This window comes from Methylobacterium sp. Leaf85, from assembly GCF_001422125.1.
Classification (GTDB): domain Bacteria; phylum Pseudomonadota; class Alphaproteobacteria; order Rhizobiales; family Beijerinckiaceae; genus Methylobacterium; species Methylobacterium bullatum.
On sequence record NZ_LMME01000012.1, the window covers coordinates 384,396 to 400,166 of the forward strand.

Consider the following 15,771-nt stretch of genomic DNA (forward strand, 5'->3'; position numbering starts at 1 on the left):
CAAAACGAACAAAGATAGAACATCGACCTGTGATCGGTGGGGACAAATTCGCCCTCCCGATTGCGGGCCGCCTGTCCGAAGTTCATGAAGGGCGAACGGGACGGACGGCGTGTGAGGCCCTTTCCGTCAGTGAGATCGATCGAGAGGAGAGCGGCATGGCCGGCAGCGTCAACAAGGTGATTTTGGTGGGCAATCTCGGGCGCGACCCCGAGACCCGGCGCCTCGCCTCCGGCGATCCCGTGGTCAACCTGCGCATCGCCACGTCCGAATCCTGGAAGGATAAGGCGTCGGGCGAGCGCAAGGAAAAGACCGAGTGGCATGCGGTGGTGATCTACAACGAGAACCTCGCCCGCGTGGCCGAGCAGTACCTGCGCAAGGGCTCGAAGGTCTATATCGAGGGCCAGCTCCAGACCCGGAAATGGGCGGACCAGTCCGGCGTGGAGAAATACACCACCGAGGTGGTTCTTCAGCGCTTCCGCGGTGAACTCACGCTCCTCGACGGTCGCAGCGGCGGCGGCGGAGAGATGGGCGCCGACGACGAGGGCGGCGGCCAGATCAGCCGCGGCGGCGATTACGGCGGCGGCCGTGGCGGAGACCGGGGCGGCGATCGCGGCGGCGAATACGGCGGCGGCCGTTCCTCGGGCGGCGAGCGTCGGCCCGCGGCGGCTTCGTCGAAGCCCAATTACGACCTCGACGACGATATCCCGTTCTAGGGATCTGCCGTTCCCGTCGTCGGCATCCGACAGATGGGACGCATTGTGTATCGGCGTCCACCAAGTCCGCTCACGGCTACGATAGTCACATATCTCGCGGACAGCGCGGGGCCCCTCTCCTGGAAGGAGAGGGGGTGCCGTCGCGCCTCACATCGTCTCCTCATAAACAGGGGGTCGAGCAGATGGGTGACTCCAGCAGCCGCTCACGGAGCGGACGGACGGGCTCCCCGATAGACAACAAGCATCAGGCGTCGGGTTGCGACGGCGCGAGCCGCGCCATCGCCGATGCGACCTCCAGCAGGGTCTCCCCGGTCAGGTCCGGCGGCTCAAGTGCTGGTGAGTACGGCACACCCCGAGCGACGTAGCCGGTCATGAGGCCGGCCATCCTGGCGCCGTGGAGGTCCCAGGGGTGGGTTGCGATCATCGCCATGTCGCCCGGAGCGAGGACGGCGGCCCGCGCGGCGTGGTGGTAGACCTCGGCGCGCGGCTTCGACAGCTTCACCTCCTCCACGGACAGAACCCGCTCCACGAGATCTTCCATGCCTGCCGCGCTGAGCAGTCCCTTCGTGGTCGCGGCCGCGCCGTTGCTCAGGGCGAAGACCCTGACGCCGGAATCGGCGAGAAGCTGGAACGCCGCCTTGGCGTCATCGTGCGGCGGAAGGGCCTTCATCATGCCGAGCACCGCATTCCTGTCCTCCAGCGAGGCGGAGAGGCCGTGCTTGGCGAGCACCTCGTTTAGGCACCCCGACAGGACGGACTGGAACGGCGCGAAGGTGTCGGTGGCCGCAAGGGCGAACATGTCCCGCAGGCCGGCGGTATAGAGGAAATCCAGGGCGAGGGGCGGCAAGCCCATCGCCACCAGGGCGGGCCGCATGGGCTCCATGCTGAACACGGTGCCGATGATGTCGAAGGCCACGGCCTTCGGGCGAGTGAGCATGACTTTGCCCCTGTCGATGGATGCGGCGGGATCGATGGCGTCGGGTAACCGGCCCAGCGGTCTGTGAGTTCACACGAACCGTGCCTTCGTGCTTCCATGGGCTCGATCGAGCAGGGGGGCGAATCGATGCGCGTCATGGTTCTGGTCAAGGCGACCACGGACAGCGAGGCGGGGATCATGCCCTCCCTCGATCTCCTCACCGCCATGGGCGAGTTCAACATGGAACTCGCCAAGGCGGGCATCCTCCTCGCCGGCGAGGGCCTGCACCCGTCCGCCAGGGGCAAGCGGGTCGCCTTCGACGGCGCCTCCCGCACCGTCAGTGACGGTCCCTTCGCCTCGACCGGGGAGCTGGTCGCCGGCTTCTGGCTCTGGCAGGTGAAGGACATGGCGGAAGCGCTCGACTGGGTGAAGCGCTGTCCCAACCCGATGCCCGGCCCGAGCGAGATCGAGATCCGGCCGCTCTACGAGATGTCCGATTTCGCGGGCGCCGCGGCGGGGTGAGGGGAACGGCGCTCTTACGCCGCCTTTCAGGCCGCCTCGAGACGCGGCGAGAGAGGCCCCGGAGCGGGTTCCGCCGAGGCTCGACCCGCCCGGGAAAGAGGCTGGAAGCCGACAGGCCCGCATTCGCCGGGATCGGTATCGCAAGCGCTTGCGACGCATGGGGTTTGTCGATGTCGTCGCGATGCGTGGCGGTGGCGCAGCGGCACCGGATGGCGTATGACGGACGTCCGAGCCAGGACGTGACGCGGCCGGCCTTTTCGAGGCCACGCGGAACGACCCGCCCCCACTTTCCATAGCGCCCGTCGCTCCACGCGGACCCGGCCCGCCGGGACCGTCACAGGCAGAGATCGAAGACCTTGGCAGAGAAAGACGATACCGGCGCCGGCGCGACGCCGCCCGCCTCGGACATCAAGCCCGTTTCCATCACCGACGAGATGCGCCGCTCCTATCTCGATTACGCCATGAGCGTGATCGTGAGCCGGGCTTTGCCCGATGCGCGGGACGGCCTGAAGCCGGTGCACCGGCGCATCCTCTACTCGGCCTATGAGAGCGGGCACCTGCCCGAGCGGAAATACGTCAAGTCGGCCCGTATCGTCGGCGACGTGATCGGTCTCTACCATCCGCATGGCGACCAATCGATCTACGACGCCTTGGTCCGCATGGCCCAGGACTTCTCGATGCGGCTCATGCTCATCGACGGGCAGGGCAATTTCGGCTCCGTGGACGGCGATCCGCCGGCGGCCATGCGCTACACCGAGTCGCGTCTGGCCAAGCCCGCCAACGCGCTGCTCGCCGACATCGACAAGAACACCGTCGACTTCCAGCCGAACTACGACGAGTCGCGCGAGGAGCCGAAGGTTCTGCCGGCGCGCTTCCCGAACCTCCTCGTCAACGGAGCGGGCGGCATCGCGGTGGGCATGGCCACCAACATCCCGCCGCACAATCTCGGCGAACTCATCGACGCCTGCATCGCCCTCATCGACGATCCGGGCCTCACCATCGAGCAGCTGACCGAATACGTCCCCGGCCCGGACTTCCCCACCGGCGGCTCGATCCTCGGCCGCGCCGGCGTGCGGCAGGCCTACGCCACGGGCCGCGGCTCGGTCATCATGCGGGCGAAGTCCCATGTGGAGGAGCTGCGCAAGGAGCGCGAGGCGCTGATCTTCACCGAGATCCCGTATCAGGTGAACAAGGCGACTCTCATGGAGAAGATCGCCGAGCTGGTGAAGGAGAAGCGGGTCGAGGGCATCTCCGACCTGCGCGACGAATCCGACCGCGACGGCATGCGCATCGTCATCGAGATCAAGCGCGATTCGATGGCCGACGTGGTGCTGAACCAGCTCTACCGCTTCACGCCGCTGCAATCCTCCTTCGGCTGCAACATGGTGGCGCTGAACGGCGGCCGCCCCGAATTGATGAACCTGAAGGACCTGCTCACGGCCTTCGTGGATTTTCGCGAAGAAGTCGTCTCGCGGCGGACCAAGTTCCTCCTCGGCAAGGCCCGCGAGCGCGCCCACGTGTTGTGCGGTCTCGCCATCGCGGTGGCCAATATCGACGAGGTCATCCGCCTCATCCGCACCTCGCCCGATCCGAACACCGCCCGCGAGGCGCTGATGGGCCGCCTCTGGCCGGCCCTCGACATCGCGCCGCTCATCGCCCTGGTGGACGACCCGCGCCACCGCGTGGACGAGAACGGCAATTACCGCCTGTCGGAGATCCAGGCCCGCGCCATCCTCGACCTGCGCCTGCAGCGCCTCACGGCTCTGGGACGAGACGAGATCGGCGACGAGCTCCAGAAGCTCGCCGACGAGATCGCCGACTATCTCGACATCCTGCGCTCGCGCCTGCGCATCATGACCATCGTCAAGGACGAGCTGCGCGAAGTCCGCGAGGCCTACGCGACGCCGCGCAAGACCATGATCCTCGACTGGGATTCCAACGTCGAGGACGAGGATCTCATCCAGCGAGAGGACATGGTCGTCACCGTGTCCCATGCCGGCTACGTCAAGCGCGTGCCGCTCTCGACCTACCGGGCCCAGCGCCGGGGCGGCAAGGGCCGCTCCGGCATGTCCACCCGCGACGAGGATTTCGTCACCCGCCTGTTCGTGGCCAGCACCCATACGCCGGTCCTGTTCTTCTCGAACCAGGGCCAGGTCTACAAGGAGAAGGTCTGGCGCCTGCCGATGGCGGCCCCCAACGCGCGCGGCAAGGCGCTCGTCAACATCCTCGCCATGGATGCGGGCACGGAGCGCATCACCACGATCATGCCGCTGCCCGAGGACGAAGCCTCCTGGGAGACGCTCGACGTCATGTTCGCCACCGCCAGCGGCGGCGTGAGGCGCAACAAGCTCTCCGACTTCGTGCAGGTGAACCGCGCCGGCAAGATCGCCATGAAGCTCGATGAAGGCGACCACATCGTCCACGTGGAGATCTGCCGCGCCGATCAGAACGTCCTGCTCACCACGCAGGCCGGCCAGTGCATCCGCTTCCCCGTCGAGGATGTCCGCGTCTTCAAGGGGCGCGATTCCACCGGCGTGCGCGGTATCAGCCTGGCGCAGGACGACCGCGTCATCTCGATGACGATCCTCAACAGCTTCGACGCGACGCCCGAGGAGCGTGGCGCCTTCCTGAAGATGCAGCGGGCCGTGATCGGCGACACCGAGGGCGGCGATGCCGATTCCGAGGACATCGCCACCGATGCGCCGCTTCTCTCCCAGGAGCGCTACGCCGAAATGGGCGCGGCCCAGCAATTCGTGCTCACCCTCTCCGAGCGCGGCTTCGGCAAGCGCAGCTCGTCCTTCGAGTATCGGATCTCGGGTCGCGGCGGCAAAGGCATCACCGCCATGCGGGTCAACCCGCGCAACGGCAACCTCGTCGCGTCTTTCCCGGTCCAGCCCTCCGACCAGATCATGCTGGTGACCAATGCCGGACAACTCATCCGTGTGCCGGTGGACGATATCCGCATCGTCGGCCGCGCCTCGCAGGGTGTCACGGTGTTCAACACCGAGAAGACCGAGCGCGTGGTCTCGGTCGAGCATATCGAGGGTGAAGGCGAAGGTGAGGACGATGCCGGAGAGGTGACGGCAATCGATCCCACGGGAGACGCCCCCTGAAAGAGGCCTTATTCCAACTAATCTGGAATCATTCGGAATCAGTCTAAAAACTTTCGACCCGAATGCCGGTCATGTCGCAAGACTTGGCCGGCATTTTCGTTTCGGTCACTGATCTTCGGTGTTGCAGCCAAGTCATATCCGGCGCCGCGGTGCACGGATAAGTTCGGCCCCAGAGAGATATCGCTCCATCGTCCGCGCCGGACCGAACGAGACGTTCGGCGCAGCGTGGAGTTGCGAAAAGGCTCTGCCGTTCCGGCACCTCGCTTGGCGAATCCATAAGCCGGACGTCGTCGACCAGACTTCGAAGACCGAAACTTCGGGCGGGCGCTCCATTGGGGCATCCGCCCTTTTTCGTGCGCCGCTCGATCGCCGGGAGCCCCCGAGCGCGCCGGGATGGTCGCGGGCGGTTCCGTTTCGGGGCGAAATGCTCTACGCCCACCGGTGATGATCCGCACCGCGCTCTACGCTGGCTCTTTCGATCCGGTCACGAACGGACACCTCGACGTCATCCGTCAGGCATGCCGGCTCGTGCAGCACCTGGTGATCGCCATCGGCGTGCATCCGGGCAAGGCCCCCATGTTCTCGCCCGAGGAACGGGCGGATCTGCTGCAAGCGACCTGCGCGCCCCTGGCGGAGGCCGAAGGCGCCAGCCTCGACATCGTCACGTTCGGCGATCTGGCGGTGTCGGCCGCACGGCGCTCGGGCGCGAGCATCTTCATCCGCGGCCTGCGCGACGGCACGGATCTCGACTACGAGATGCAGCTCGCCGGCATGAACGGCGCCATGGCGCCGGAGGTGCAGACCGTGTTCCTGCCCGCCTCCACCGGCGTTCGGCCGATCACCGCCACCCTGGTGCGCCAGATCGCGGCCATGGGCGGCGATGTCTCGCCCTTCGTTCCTCCCCTCGTGGCGGAACGGCTCGCCGCGCGCTTCGCGCAAGCCTGATCCCTTCCATCCACCTCCTTCAACGGACCGGAGACCGCCCCCTCATGACTCATCGGACCCTCCATCGGCGGACCGCCTTCCTGTCCCTGGCGCTTGCCGCCATGATCGGGTTCGCGCCCGTGGCACGGGCGGCGGACGACAACACGGTCTATCTCGACACCAAGGACGGCCGCGTCACCATCGAGCTGCGCCCCGATCTCGCGCCGCAGCACGTGGCCCAGCTGAAGACCCTCATCAAGAAGGGCTTCTATGACGGGCTGAAGTTCCATCGCGTCATGGACGGGTTCATGGCCCAGACCGGCGACCCGAAGGGCAACGGCACCGGCGGTTCCTCCCTGCCGAACATCCCGGCCGAATTCTCCCAATCGCCGTTCCGGCGCGGCACGCTCGGCATGGCCCGCTCGTCGGATCCGAACTCGGCGAACTCGCAGTTCTTCATCTGCCTCGGCGACGCGCCGTTCCTGAACGGCCAGTATACCGTGATCGGACTGGTCTCCTCCGGGATGGAGGTCGTCGACAAGATCAAGAAGGCGGCGGCGGGCGCTCCGGGCGGCGCGGTCCAGAACCCGGACAAGATCGTGAAGATGCAGATGGCCCAAGGCGCGAAATGACCGGAGGCGCGACAGTGAGGCGCCCGACGCGCCTCGCCGTCGCCGCGTCGGCGGTCGCCATCCCGCTCGCGGCGGGTTTTGCATCGGCCGCCCTGGCGGGAGCCGGACTGCCGCTGACGCCGCCCGCGTCCCTGCGCTCCACGGTGCAGGCCCCGGAGGGCGGTATCGCCGCGAGTCCGGCCAACACGCTCCAAGAGCTCTACCCCCGACTCGCCGCCTGCTGGGAGGTGCCGCAGGGCCTCGCCGGCTTCCCGCGTACCGAGATCACCGCCCGTTTCGCGCTCCGCCGCGACGGGTCCGTCATCGGCGAGCCTCGCATCACCTTCTCGATGCAGAATGCCGATCAGCGCGGCAGGGACATCCTGACCCGCTCGACCCTCGACGCGATCCGGCGCTGCACGCCGGTCGCGATCACGCCGGCGCTCGGCGCCGCCATCGCGGGGCGCCCGATCGCCCTGCGGTTCATCTACCAAGGTCCCCAGGGACAAGGAGTCTGACCCCATGGCCGATACCGAAACCCTCATCCTCGAAACCACCAAGGGCCGCGTCGTCATCGGGCTGCGCCCCGATCTCGCCCCCAACCATGTCGAGCGCCTCAAGACGCTGGCGGGACAGGGATTCTACGACGGCGTGCCGTTCCACCGCGTCATCGACGGGTTCATGGCCCAGACCGGCGACCCGACGGGCACCGGCTCGGGCGGTTCCGACCTGCCGGACCTGAAGGCCGAGTTCAACGACGAGCCGCATGTGCGCGGCACCTGCTCGATGGCCCGCACCAACTTCCCGCATTCGGCCAATTCGCAGTTCTTCCTCTGCTTCGGCGACGCCCGCTTCCTCGACAAGCAATACACCGTCTGGGGCAAGGTGACCGAAGGCATGGACGTGGTGGACAGCCTCAACAAGGGCGAGCCGCCCCGCTCGCCGGACAAGATCGTCAAGGCCACGGTCGGCACCGCCTGATCCGACAGCCTGTCCATGAAAAGGGCGTCCGCGCGTGACCCGCGCGGACGCCCTTTCTCGTTTGTGGGGCTCAGCCCCGCGCGTTACAGGAAAACGGCGATTTTCCTGTAACGCAGGTACGAGCCATGCCGTCCATCGATGCCGCCGCGCAGACGGTCTTCGCCGATCTCAATCAGCGCTGCGCCGATGCGGAGTTCGACCGCGACTTTCCGGAGAACGGCAAGTTCATCAAGCGCACCATCAAGGCGCGCGAATACTGGTACTACCAGGGCTACGATGCCGCCACCGGCACGAAGTCCAACCGCTATGTCGGCACGGTGGCGGATTCCGAGACCACGCGGCGAGTCGAGGCCCATGACCGCCAACGAGTCGATTACCGCACCCGTATCGACGCGGTTCGGATGTTGCGGAGCGCCGGGTTTCCGACAGCGGACGCCCTGACGGGCCGGGTCGTCGAACGTCTGGCGCAGGCAGGCTTCTTTCGGCTGCGCGGAGTTCTGGTCGGCACGGTGGCGTTCCAGACCTATCCGGGCCTCGTCGGAGAGCGCCCGATGAGAGCGCTCAGGACCGGCGACATCGATCTCGCACAGGATTACGGCATCTCGGTCGCGATCGGAGAGAGTATGCCTCCCGTTCACGAAGAACTTCAGGCCGTGGATGCGAGCTTCCGTCCGGTGCCGAACCTGTCGCGGCCGGACCGCACGAGCGCTTTCGCGAACGCCAACGGGTTTCGGGTCGAGTTTCTCGTCTCGGTCCGCGGCTCGGACGATCTGACCGGGGCGCTCATCCCGATGCCGGCCCTCGGCGGTGTCAGCGCCCAGCCGCTTCGCTATCTCGATTTCCTCATCAGGGACCCGGTCCGCTCGACGCTGCTCCATGCCGGCGGAATCTCGGTCACGGTGCCTGCTCCAGAGCGCTACGCCGTCCACAAACTCATCGTGGCGAACGAGCGGACCGAGCGAGAGAAACAGGCGAAGGACCTGACTCAGGCGAGCTTCCTGATCGCGGCCCTGGCCAGGAACCAGCCCGTTGCCCTGGCAGCCTCCTGGGTCGAGGCGTGGAGCCGAGGTCCCTCCTGGCGCCGTCACCTGGAAACAGGCGTCGCACGCCTCGACGAGACCGGGCGCATCGCCATCACGCAAGCCGTCTGCACGCATGGCGAAATGCTGGGCTACGAGCCGACGCAGGTCGGGTTTCCCGCATCTCCTGCGTAGCGATCACCGATCGGCCTGACGAAGCAGCGCCTCCGCCAGCGCCAGATCCTCCGGCGTGTTGACGTTGAGGAACGGATCGAGCGGTTCCGCCGGCCAGTCCACGGCCACGGCTCCATGACGGCGAAGGAACGCGCCGACGCGCCGCTCGCCGCGTTCCACCAGGGCGGTGCGGAGATCGTCGCGCAGGGACACGGCCCAGAGCGCCACGGTGAAATGCTCTCGCCCGGCCGAGGAGGCCATGGCGATGGGCGCGCCGGACAGGCCGGTCCGGAGACGGTCCACCAGGTCGAGGGGCAGGAACGGTGCGTCGCCCGTGACGCTGGCCACATGGGAGGCGGAGGGGTGATGCGCAGCCGCATGGTCGAGGGCGGCGAGGATTCCCGCGAGCGGCCCCGGATTGTCGGGCACCCCGTCCGGCACGACCGGGCCGGGGAATTCCGCGAACCGGGCCGGGTCGCCATTGGCGTTGAGGACGATGCCGAGACCGCATTGCGGCGTGAACCGCTCCACCACCCGGTCGAGGAGGGTGCGCCCCGCCAGGAGTCTCAGCGGCTTGTCGCCGCCGCCCATCCGGCGGGACAGGCCGCCGGCCAGGACCACCCCGAGCACGGGCGCCACGCCGGGCTACTCGATGACGATGCGCGGCGCGGCGCGGGGGGCCGGCCCGCCGGTGAGGTTGGCCCAGAGCTGGGCGGCGATGCCGCGATAGACCTTCGCGTGCGGCCCGTCCGGGTCCACCGCCACCACGGGACGACCGGAATCGGAGGTCTCACGAATGGTCATGTTCAGGGGGATCTCGCCGAGGAACGGCACGTCGAGCCGCGCCGCTTCCTCGCGCGCGCCGCCAAGGCCGAAGATGTGCGAGGCATGGCCGCAATTCGGGCAGATGAAGGTCGCCATGTTCTCGATGACGCCGAGGATCGGCACCGAGACCTTGCGGAACATCGTCACCCCGCGCCGCGCGTCGATCAGCGCCAGGTCCTGCGGCGTCGAGACGATGACGGCCCCGGAAAGCGGCGTCGCCTGGGCCATGGTGAGCTGGGCGTCGCCGGTGCCGGGCGGCATGTCGACCACGAGGATGTCGAGCTCGCCCCAGGCGACCTCGCGCAGCATCTGGGTGATGGCCGATTGCACCATCGGGCCGCGCCAGATCATCGCCGTCTCGGGCTCAATGAGGAAGCCGATGGACATCACCTTGATGCCGTAGCCGTCCATCGGCGCGAGCAGGCGCTCCTCGATCACCTTCGGCTTGCCGGAGAGGCCGAACAGCTTGGGCACCGAGGGGCCGTAGATGTCGGCATCGAGCAGCCCGACCTTCAGCCCCTGCGCCGAGAGGGCGAGGGCGAGGTTGCAGGCGGTGGTGGACTTGCCGACGCCGCCCTTGCCGGAGGCGACGGCCACGATGTGGCGCACGCCCGGTAAAGCAGGGCCGGTGCGGGGGGGAGCGGGCCGTCCCGGCTGGGGCGGTTGCGGGGCGGCGGCCTGCGCCGGCGGGGCGGGCTGGTTCGGGCCGCGCTCCGAGGTGAGGCTCGCGAACACGCCGGAGACACCCGCCATGGCCAGGACGGTGCCCTCGGCCTTACGACGGATCGGTTCGAACCGCTCCGCCTCGCTCGGGTCGATCAGGATCGAGAACATGACCCGGTTGGTGGGGTCGACCACCACCTGCGAGAGGCGGCCCGATGCGGGCAGCGTGGTCCCGCCGGCATCGACGGTGACGGCGGACAGCGCCTTGAGCACGTCGTCGCGAGTAATGGCCAAGATGGTTCTCCGGGCGAGGCAGGCGGACACGGCGGACCGGACGCCCCTCTGCATGTAACCGACGAAGACGAGAACGCCAGACCTCTTGCGGTCTCACCCCCCCGATATGCGCGACGAGGACGGATTCAGCGCCGCCCCGGCGGGATGGCGATGAGGTTGCACCGCTCCATCGGCCCGCGCACGACCGAGCCGTCGCCGCGCCGATACGTCCCGTTGCGGACATGGCGGCATCCGGGGGGACCGGGGAGCCGCTTCACCCGCTGGATATGGACGCTGCCGTAGCGCCGGTTCGAGAAATCGTGACCGCCGATCCGCACGCCGGGACCGAAGCGGACCTGCGCCGCGACGGGCGCGGTGAGGACGGGGAGGGCGCAGGTGACGCCCAAGAGTAGATTGAGGATTCCCCGGGTCGGGATGGGCAAAGACATTCTTCCTCTTCTCCGAACGGCGCTGAACCAAGCGAGCCCTGGCCCGTTGTGAGTGCAGCCTTCAGGGCCGGCCCGCGACCGGGAGCGCCGCGCCCCGATACGGACGACAGACCTTCAGGAGACCATGTTCATGCATCAAGGCAACCACCGCGACCACGAGGGCGCGAAGAAGCTGTTCGATCTCGTCAAGGATATCAAGGTCGCGATGATGACCACGGCGGATCAGGACGGGAAGCTCTACAGCCGCCCGATGTGGAGCCAGGACATCGACGAGAACGGCGACATCTGGTTCTTCACCAAGCTGCACACGCCCAAGACCGCGGAGATCGGCAAGGACAATCAGGTCAACCTCGCCTATTCCGACCCGTCGAGCCAGACTTACGTCTCCATCGCCGGCAAGGCCGAGATCGTCACCGATCAGGCCATCGTCGACGACAAGTGGAGCGAGAGCATGAAGACCTGGTTCCCCAACGGCAAGGACGACCCGGAAGTCGCGCTCATCCGCATCCACCCGGAGAAGGGCGAGTATTGGGACAGCCCCAACGCCACGGCCCTGCACATCTACGGCTACGTGAAGGCCGCGCTCACCGGCGAGTCGCCCAAGACCGAGACCAAGAAGGTCGATCTCGCCTGATTTTTTTGATGGGTCGGACGATAGGGGCGGTCATCCAACCGGGTGGCCGCCCTCCTGCGTCTTCCAGTTCCAGCGCAAGCCTCCCTCTGCCGCGAGACTGTACGGGACCCTCCTCCCCAGCGGATCTCGGGCCTGCCCGAGATCCGTCGAGCTTGTGGGGAGGAGTTGGAGGTGGGGGTGGTGGGGCGACCCTCCGCCGGTGGAGGCTGGCGGAGCCACCCCCACTCCTGACCTCTCCCCACTAAGGGGAGAGAGACCCGCGATTCACCTCACCCGTCTGCGAATAAACGCGAGGGGCCGAACCGTTCAGTCGACGTCAGCCCGCGCCAATCGCCGGGTGTACGATTGACTCGCGCCCGAGGCCCATGCGCTCTTCGCCGGCGAGCGGGCGCCCGGGTCCCGCGCCGGATCCCTCCCGACCATGCTCGATCTCGCGACGCGGGTTTACAACCACAATTTCAAGATCGACCCGATCATCCGGTCGCTGCTCGATACGGATTTCTACAAGCTCCTGATGGCGCAGACGATCTTTCGCCGCCATCGCGACGCCGACGTGACCTTCGGCATCCAGAACCGCAGCCGCTCCGTCCGCATCGCAGATTTCGTCGATGTGGGCGAATTGCGCGAGCAGCTCGATCACGCCCGCACGGTTCGCCTGAGCCGGGGGGAATCCACCTGGCTGCGCGGCAACACCTTCTACGGCAACCGCCAGATGTTCTCGGCCGATTTCATGGATTGGCTCGAAGGCTTCCGCCTGCCGGACTACGAACTCGAGGCGCGCGACGGACAATACGTCCTCACCTTCCACGGTCCCTGGATCGAGACCACCATGTGGGAGGTGCCGGCGCTGGCCATCCTCAACGAGTTGCGCTCGCGCGGAATCCTGCGCGGGCTCGGCAAGTTCGAGCTGCAGGTGCTCTACGCGCGGGCGATGACCCGGGTGTGGGAGAAGATCGAGCGGCTGAAGCGCCTGCCGGGCCTCTCCATCGCCGATTTCGGTACCCGCCGCCGTCACGGCTTCCTGTGGCAGGATTGGTGCGTCGAGGCCATGCGCGAGGGTTTGGGCGAGGCCTTCCTCGGCACGTCGAACTGCCTCATCGCCATGCGCCGCGAAGTCGAGGCGGTGGGCACCAACGCCCATGAACTGCCGATGGTCTATTCCGCGCTGGCGGAGGACGACGCGGCCCTGGCCCAGGCGCCCTACGACGTGCTGCGCGACTGGCAGCAGGATTATGCCGGCAACCTGCTGGTGATGCTGCCCGACACTTACGGCACCACCGGGTTCCTCGCCCATGCGCCGGACTGGATGACGGCCTGGACCGGCATCCGCATCGATTCGAAGGACCCGATCGAGGGCGGCGAGGAGGCCATCGCCTGGTGGGCGTCACGCGGCTGCGACCCGCACGAAAAGCTCGCGATCTTCTCGGATGGGCTCGATGTCGGGACGATCGAGGAGATCCACGCGCATTTTCACGGGCGGATGCGCATCGGCTACGGCTGGGGCACCCTGCTCACCAACGATTTTCGCGGGCTGGTGCCCGATCACGGGCTCGATCCGATCTCCATCGTCTGCAAGGTCATCGCCGCCAACGGCCGCCCCACCGTGAAGATCTCCGACAACCCGTCCAAGGCCATCGGGCCGGCCGACGAGATCGCCCGTTACAAGCGCGTCTTCGGCACCGGGGAGATGGCGGCGATGCCGGTCATCGTGTGAGCGTCCGCCATTCCTCGGGCTGCTGCACGATGACGCCGTACCAGCCGAGCCCGGCATAGGTCTCGTAGCCGGGGGTACGGTGGAAGGCGGTGACGGCGCCTGCCGAATCGGCGCCGCTCCGCCGCTCGCCCGGCCGAAACGGCAGGATCTCCTGGAGGAGGGAGCGGCGGCCGGAGGATGCGAGGACGAGCCCCTGCGCGTCGACCAGCAGCACCCGCGTCCGCTCGCGATCCGCAGGGTCGATGCGAACGCCATCCACGATGGACCGGGCCTGCGGCTCCCAATCGAAATGGATCGCCAGGATGCCGATGGGCCGTCCCTCGCTCCGGCCGCCTTCGCGGATGCCGGCGCAGAAGGTGGCGACCTGCGCGCCACCGAGACCCGGTTGGGGAGCCACCTCGGCGGCGACATAGGCGTCGCCATCGGGGAGGCCGGCCGCCTTCCTGAACCAGGGCTCGCCCGAAACGTCACGGCCGACGATGTCGCCGAAGCGGTCGGGCCGCCCATGCGCGATGACCCGTCCGTCCAATCCGCAGAGCCAGAGATCGAGATAGACCGTGTAGGCCCCGAGGATCACGGCCAGGCGCTCCGTGGCATGGGCGGCCCGCTCCGGCGTCGGATAGGCGGCGCATTCCACCAGGTCCCTATCGGTCGCCCACCAGCGCACGTCGCAGGTCCGCTCATAGAGGTTGCGATCGATCAGCTCGACGGCATTGAGTGCGAGATCGATGAGGCGCGTGTTCTGGGATCGCTCGGACAATCTCTCGACCTGGGACTGAACCGAGACGATCCGGCCGCACAATTCGGCTTCGAGGGCCTTCGCCACGGTCTCGACCTCCGCGCCGATGGCGCGCACCTCCTGCGCCACCACCGCGAAGCCACGCCCCATCTCACCGGCCCGCGCCGCCTCGATGAGCGCGTTCAAGGCCAGTATCTTCACCTGCGCCGTGATGCCCTGGATGCGGCGGCTCTTGTCCGAGGAAATGCGTTTGAGCTCGGCGATCTCGGCCGCGACACCGCGCAGGCTCGAATCACCGGTTTCGGAATCCGGAGACCCCGCCCGATCATCCCGCATGAAAACCACGTCGCCCATGTGCCCGCCGACAAATAAAATCGATCGATCAAATGAGGCACGATCTTATAAGAATCCATGAATTATGTTGTCCTGACTGAACTTGGCGCTATAGATCCCACTTCGTCCATCACGAAAGAGTGATGCCGAACAACAAAACCCGACATCATGAAGAGGCAGCGCGCCATCGGGCTTCGGATCAGCGGCTCCCGGGCCATGATCCTGATGAATATATCGTGGCAACGACACTGTCTTAGCTTGAAAGCAATGTTGTGCTGCCCGAACTTCGACGGCGGCCTGGATACGGGATCGGTTACTCGTCGGACGGCACCGGTAACTTCGCAACCGCATCGGCGAACCTATGACGATGCACGAAGGCAGAACCCACAAGGCGGACCTCATGCGGATCGATCTCAATGCCGATCTCGGCGAAGGCTACGGCCCCTACACGCTCGGCGACGACGCGGCCCTCCTCGATCTCGTCACCTCGGCCAACGTCGCCTGCGGCTTCCATGGCGGCGATCCTTCGATCATGGTCGTCACCGCCTCGGCGGCCAGGGCACGCGGCGTGGCCATCGGCGCCCATCCGGGATTTCAGGATCTGCGCGGTTTCGGCCGTCGCGTCATCGCCGAAAGCGCGGGGGAGATCGAGGCAGGGGTGGCCTACCAGATCGGAGCGCTCCAGGCCTGCGCGGCCCTCGGCCATCATCGCGTCACCCATGTGAAGGCGCACGGAGCCCTCGCCAACTTGTCGAACGCCGACGCGGATGTGGCGAAGGCTCTGGCGCGGGCGGTCCGCGCCGTCGACCGGACCCTGCCCCTGGTGGTGATGCCGGGACTCGCGGCCGAGCGCGCGGCTCTCGATGCCGGCCTTGCCGTGGTGCGGGAGATCTATGCCGACCGGGCCTATGCCGAGGACGGGCAGCTCTGTTCGCGCTCTCTTGCCGGAGCCGTCATCCACGATTCGGCCGAGGCGGCGGCGCGGGTCCGCCGCATGGTGGAGGAGGGGGCGGTGATCACCCTGACCGGCCGCCGGATCGCGGTGTCCATCGACACGGTCTGCGTCCATGGCGACACGCCGCAGGCGGTGGAGACGGCGCGCGCGGTGCGGCTGGCCCTCGGGGAAGCGGGCTTCGAACTGGCCGCCTTCGCCGCTGCCTGATCTCGG

At 67.4% G+C, this 15,771-nt stretch carries 16 protein-coding genes; 11 read left to right on the forward strand and 5 right to left on the reverse strand.

Annotated elements, in window-relative coordinates:
- The first annotated feature begins 155 nt into the window (after positions 1-155).
- The gene (ssb, locus tag ASF08_RS10555; RefSeq protein ID WP_056144636.1) at positions 156-713 is read left to right on the forward strand and encodes a single-stranded DNA-binding protein; all 558 of its coding nucleotides are present in this window, start codon (positions 156-158) and stop codon (positions 711-713) included.
- 244 nt (positions 714-957) lie between these two features.
- Here the strand turns inward: ssb and ASF08_RS10560 are convergent, their stop codons facing one another.
- Complete coding sequence (locus ASF08_RS10560) at positions 958-1,650, reverse strand: HAD family hydrolase (RefSeq protein WP_056144639.1); 693 nt, start codon at positions 1,648-1,650, stop codon at positions 958-960.
- A 126-nt stretch (positions 1,651-1,776) separates the two neighbouring features.
- Between ASF08_RS10560 and ASF08_RS10565 the strand changes: the two genes are divergently transcribed.
- The 7 genes from ASF08_RS10565 to ASF08_RS10595 all read left to right on the forward strand — a co-directional run bounded on the left by ASF08_RS10565 (position 1,777) and on the right by ASF08_RS10595 (position 8,994).
- Positions 1,777-2,151 (forward strand): YciI family protein, encoded by a 375-nt coding sequence (locus tag ASF08_RS10565; protein WP_056144816.1) that lies wholly within the window; start codon positions 1,777-1,779, stop codon positions 2,149-2,151.
- A gap of 356 nt (positions 2,152-2,507) precedes the next feature.
- On the forward strand, positions 2,508-5,264 hold the full coding sequence (gene gyrA / locus ASF08_RS10570; protein WP_018043009.1) for a DNA gyrase subunit A: 2,757 nt from the start codon (positions 2,508-2,510) through the stop codon (positions 5,262-5,264).
- A gap of 444 nt (positions 5,265-5,708) precedes the next feature.
- Positions 5,709-6,209, forward strand: coding sequence for a pantetheine-phosphate adenylyltransferase (coaD, locus tag ASF08_RS10575; protein ID WP_056144642.1), 501 nt, complete (start codon positions 5,709-5,711; stop codon positions 6,207-6,209).
- 44 nt (positions 6,210-6,253) lie between these two features.
- A complete protein-coding gene (locus tag ASF08_RS10580; protein ID WP_018043011.1) occupies positions 6,254-6,820 on the forward strand; it encodes a peptidylprolyl isomerase in 567 nt (188 codons plus the stop codon).
- Positions 6,817-7,317: a hypothetical protein gene (locus ASF08_RS10585; protein WP_147833237.1), complete on the forward strand. Its 501-nt coding sequence runs from the start codon at positions 6,817-6,819 to the stop codon at positions 7,315-7,317. Before ASF08_RS10580 ends, ASF08_RS10585 begins: the two co-directional genes overlap by 4 nt.
- A gap of 4 nt (positions 7,318-7,321) precedes the next feature.
- The gene (locus ASF08_RS10590) at positions 7,322-7,780 is read left to right on the forward strand and encodes a peptidylprolyl isomerase (protein ID WP_018043013.1); all 459 of its coding nucleotides are present in this window, start codon (positions 7,322-7,324) and stop codon (positions 7,778-7,780) included.
- A 125-nt stretch (positions 7,781-7,905) separates the two neighbouring features.
- Positions 7,906-8,994 carry a nucleotidyltransferase family protein gene (locus tag ASF08_RS10595; protein WP_056144645.1) on the forward strand — a complete coding sequence of 363 codons (1,089 nt, stop codon included), beginning with the start codon at positions 7,906-7,908 and terminating at the stop codon, positions 8,992-8,994.
- A 3-nt stretch (positions 8,995-8,997) separates the two neighbouring features.
- Here ASF08_RS10595 and mobA read toward each other — a convergent pair whose 3' ends face one another.
- The 3 genes from mobA to ASF08_RS10610 all read right to left on the reverse strand — a co-directional run bounded on the left by mobA (position 8,998) and on the right by ASF08_RS10610 (position 11,183).
- Positions 8,998-9,612 (reverse strand): molybdenum cofactor guanylyltransferase MobA, encoded by a 615-nt coding sequence (gene mobA / locus ASF08_RS10600; RefSeq protein WP_082473147.1) that lies wholly within the window; start codon positions 9,610-9,612, stop codon positions 8,998-9,000.
- A gap of 6 nt (positions 9,613-9,618) precedes the next feature.
- Complete coding sequence (locus ASF08_RS10605) at positions 9,619-10,755, reverse strand: Mrp/NBP35 family ATP-binding protein (protein WP_056144648.1); 1,137 nt, start codon at positions 10,753-10,755, stop codon at positions 9,619-9,621.
- A 125-nt stretch (positions 10,756-10,880) separates the two neighbouring features.
- Positions 10,881-11,183, reverse strand: coding sequence for a hypothetical protein (locus tag ASF08_RS10610; protein WP_244474497.1), 303 nt, complete (start codon positions 11,181-11,183; stop codon positions 10,881-10,883).
- A gap of 130 nt (positions 11,184-11,313) precedes the next feature.
- Between ASF08_RS10610 and ASF08_RS10615 the strand changes: the two genes are divergently transcribed.
- Both ASF08_RS10615 and ASF08_RS10620 read left to right on the forward strand, forming a co-directional pair.
- Positions 11,314-11,817 carry a pyridoxamine 5'-phosphate oxidase family protein gene (locus ASF08_RS10615; RefSeq protein WP_056144830.1) on the forward strand — a complete coding sequence of 168 codons (504 nt, stop codon included), beginning with the start codon at positions 11,314-11,316 and terminating at the stop codon, positions 11,815-11,817.
- Positions 11,818-12,238: 421 nt separating this feature from the next.
- A complete protein-coding gene (locus tag ASF08_RS10620) occupies positions 12,239-13,531 on the forward strand; it encodes a nicotinate phosphoribosyltransferase (RefSeq protein WP_056144651.1) in 1,293 nt (430 codons plus the stop codon).
- Here ASF08_RS10620 and ASF08_RS26000 read toward each other — a convergent pair.
- The gene (locus tag ASF08_RS26000) at positions 13,521-14,624 is read right to left on the reverse strand and encodes a methyl-accepting chemotaxis protein (protein WP_082473148.1); all 1,104 of its coding nucleotides are present in this window, start codon (positions 14,622-14,624) and stop codon (positions 13,521-13,523) included. The two genes, ASF08_RS10620 and ASF08_RS26000, sit on opposite strands and share 11 nt — an antisense overlap.
- A gap of 340 nt (positions 14,625-14,964) precedes the next feature.
- Here ASF08_RS26000 and ASF08_RS10630 point away from each other — a divergent pair, with 340 nt between their 5' ends.
- A complete protein-coding gene (locus tag ASF08_RS10630; protein WP_056144654.1) occupies positions 14,965-15,765 on the forward strand; it encodes a LamB/YcsF family protein in 801 nt (266 codons plus the stop codon).
- The last annotated feature ends 6 nt before the right edge of the window (positions 15,766-15,771 follow it).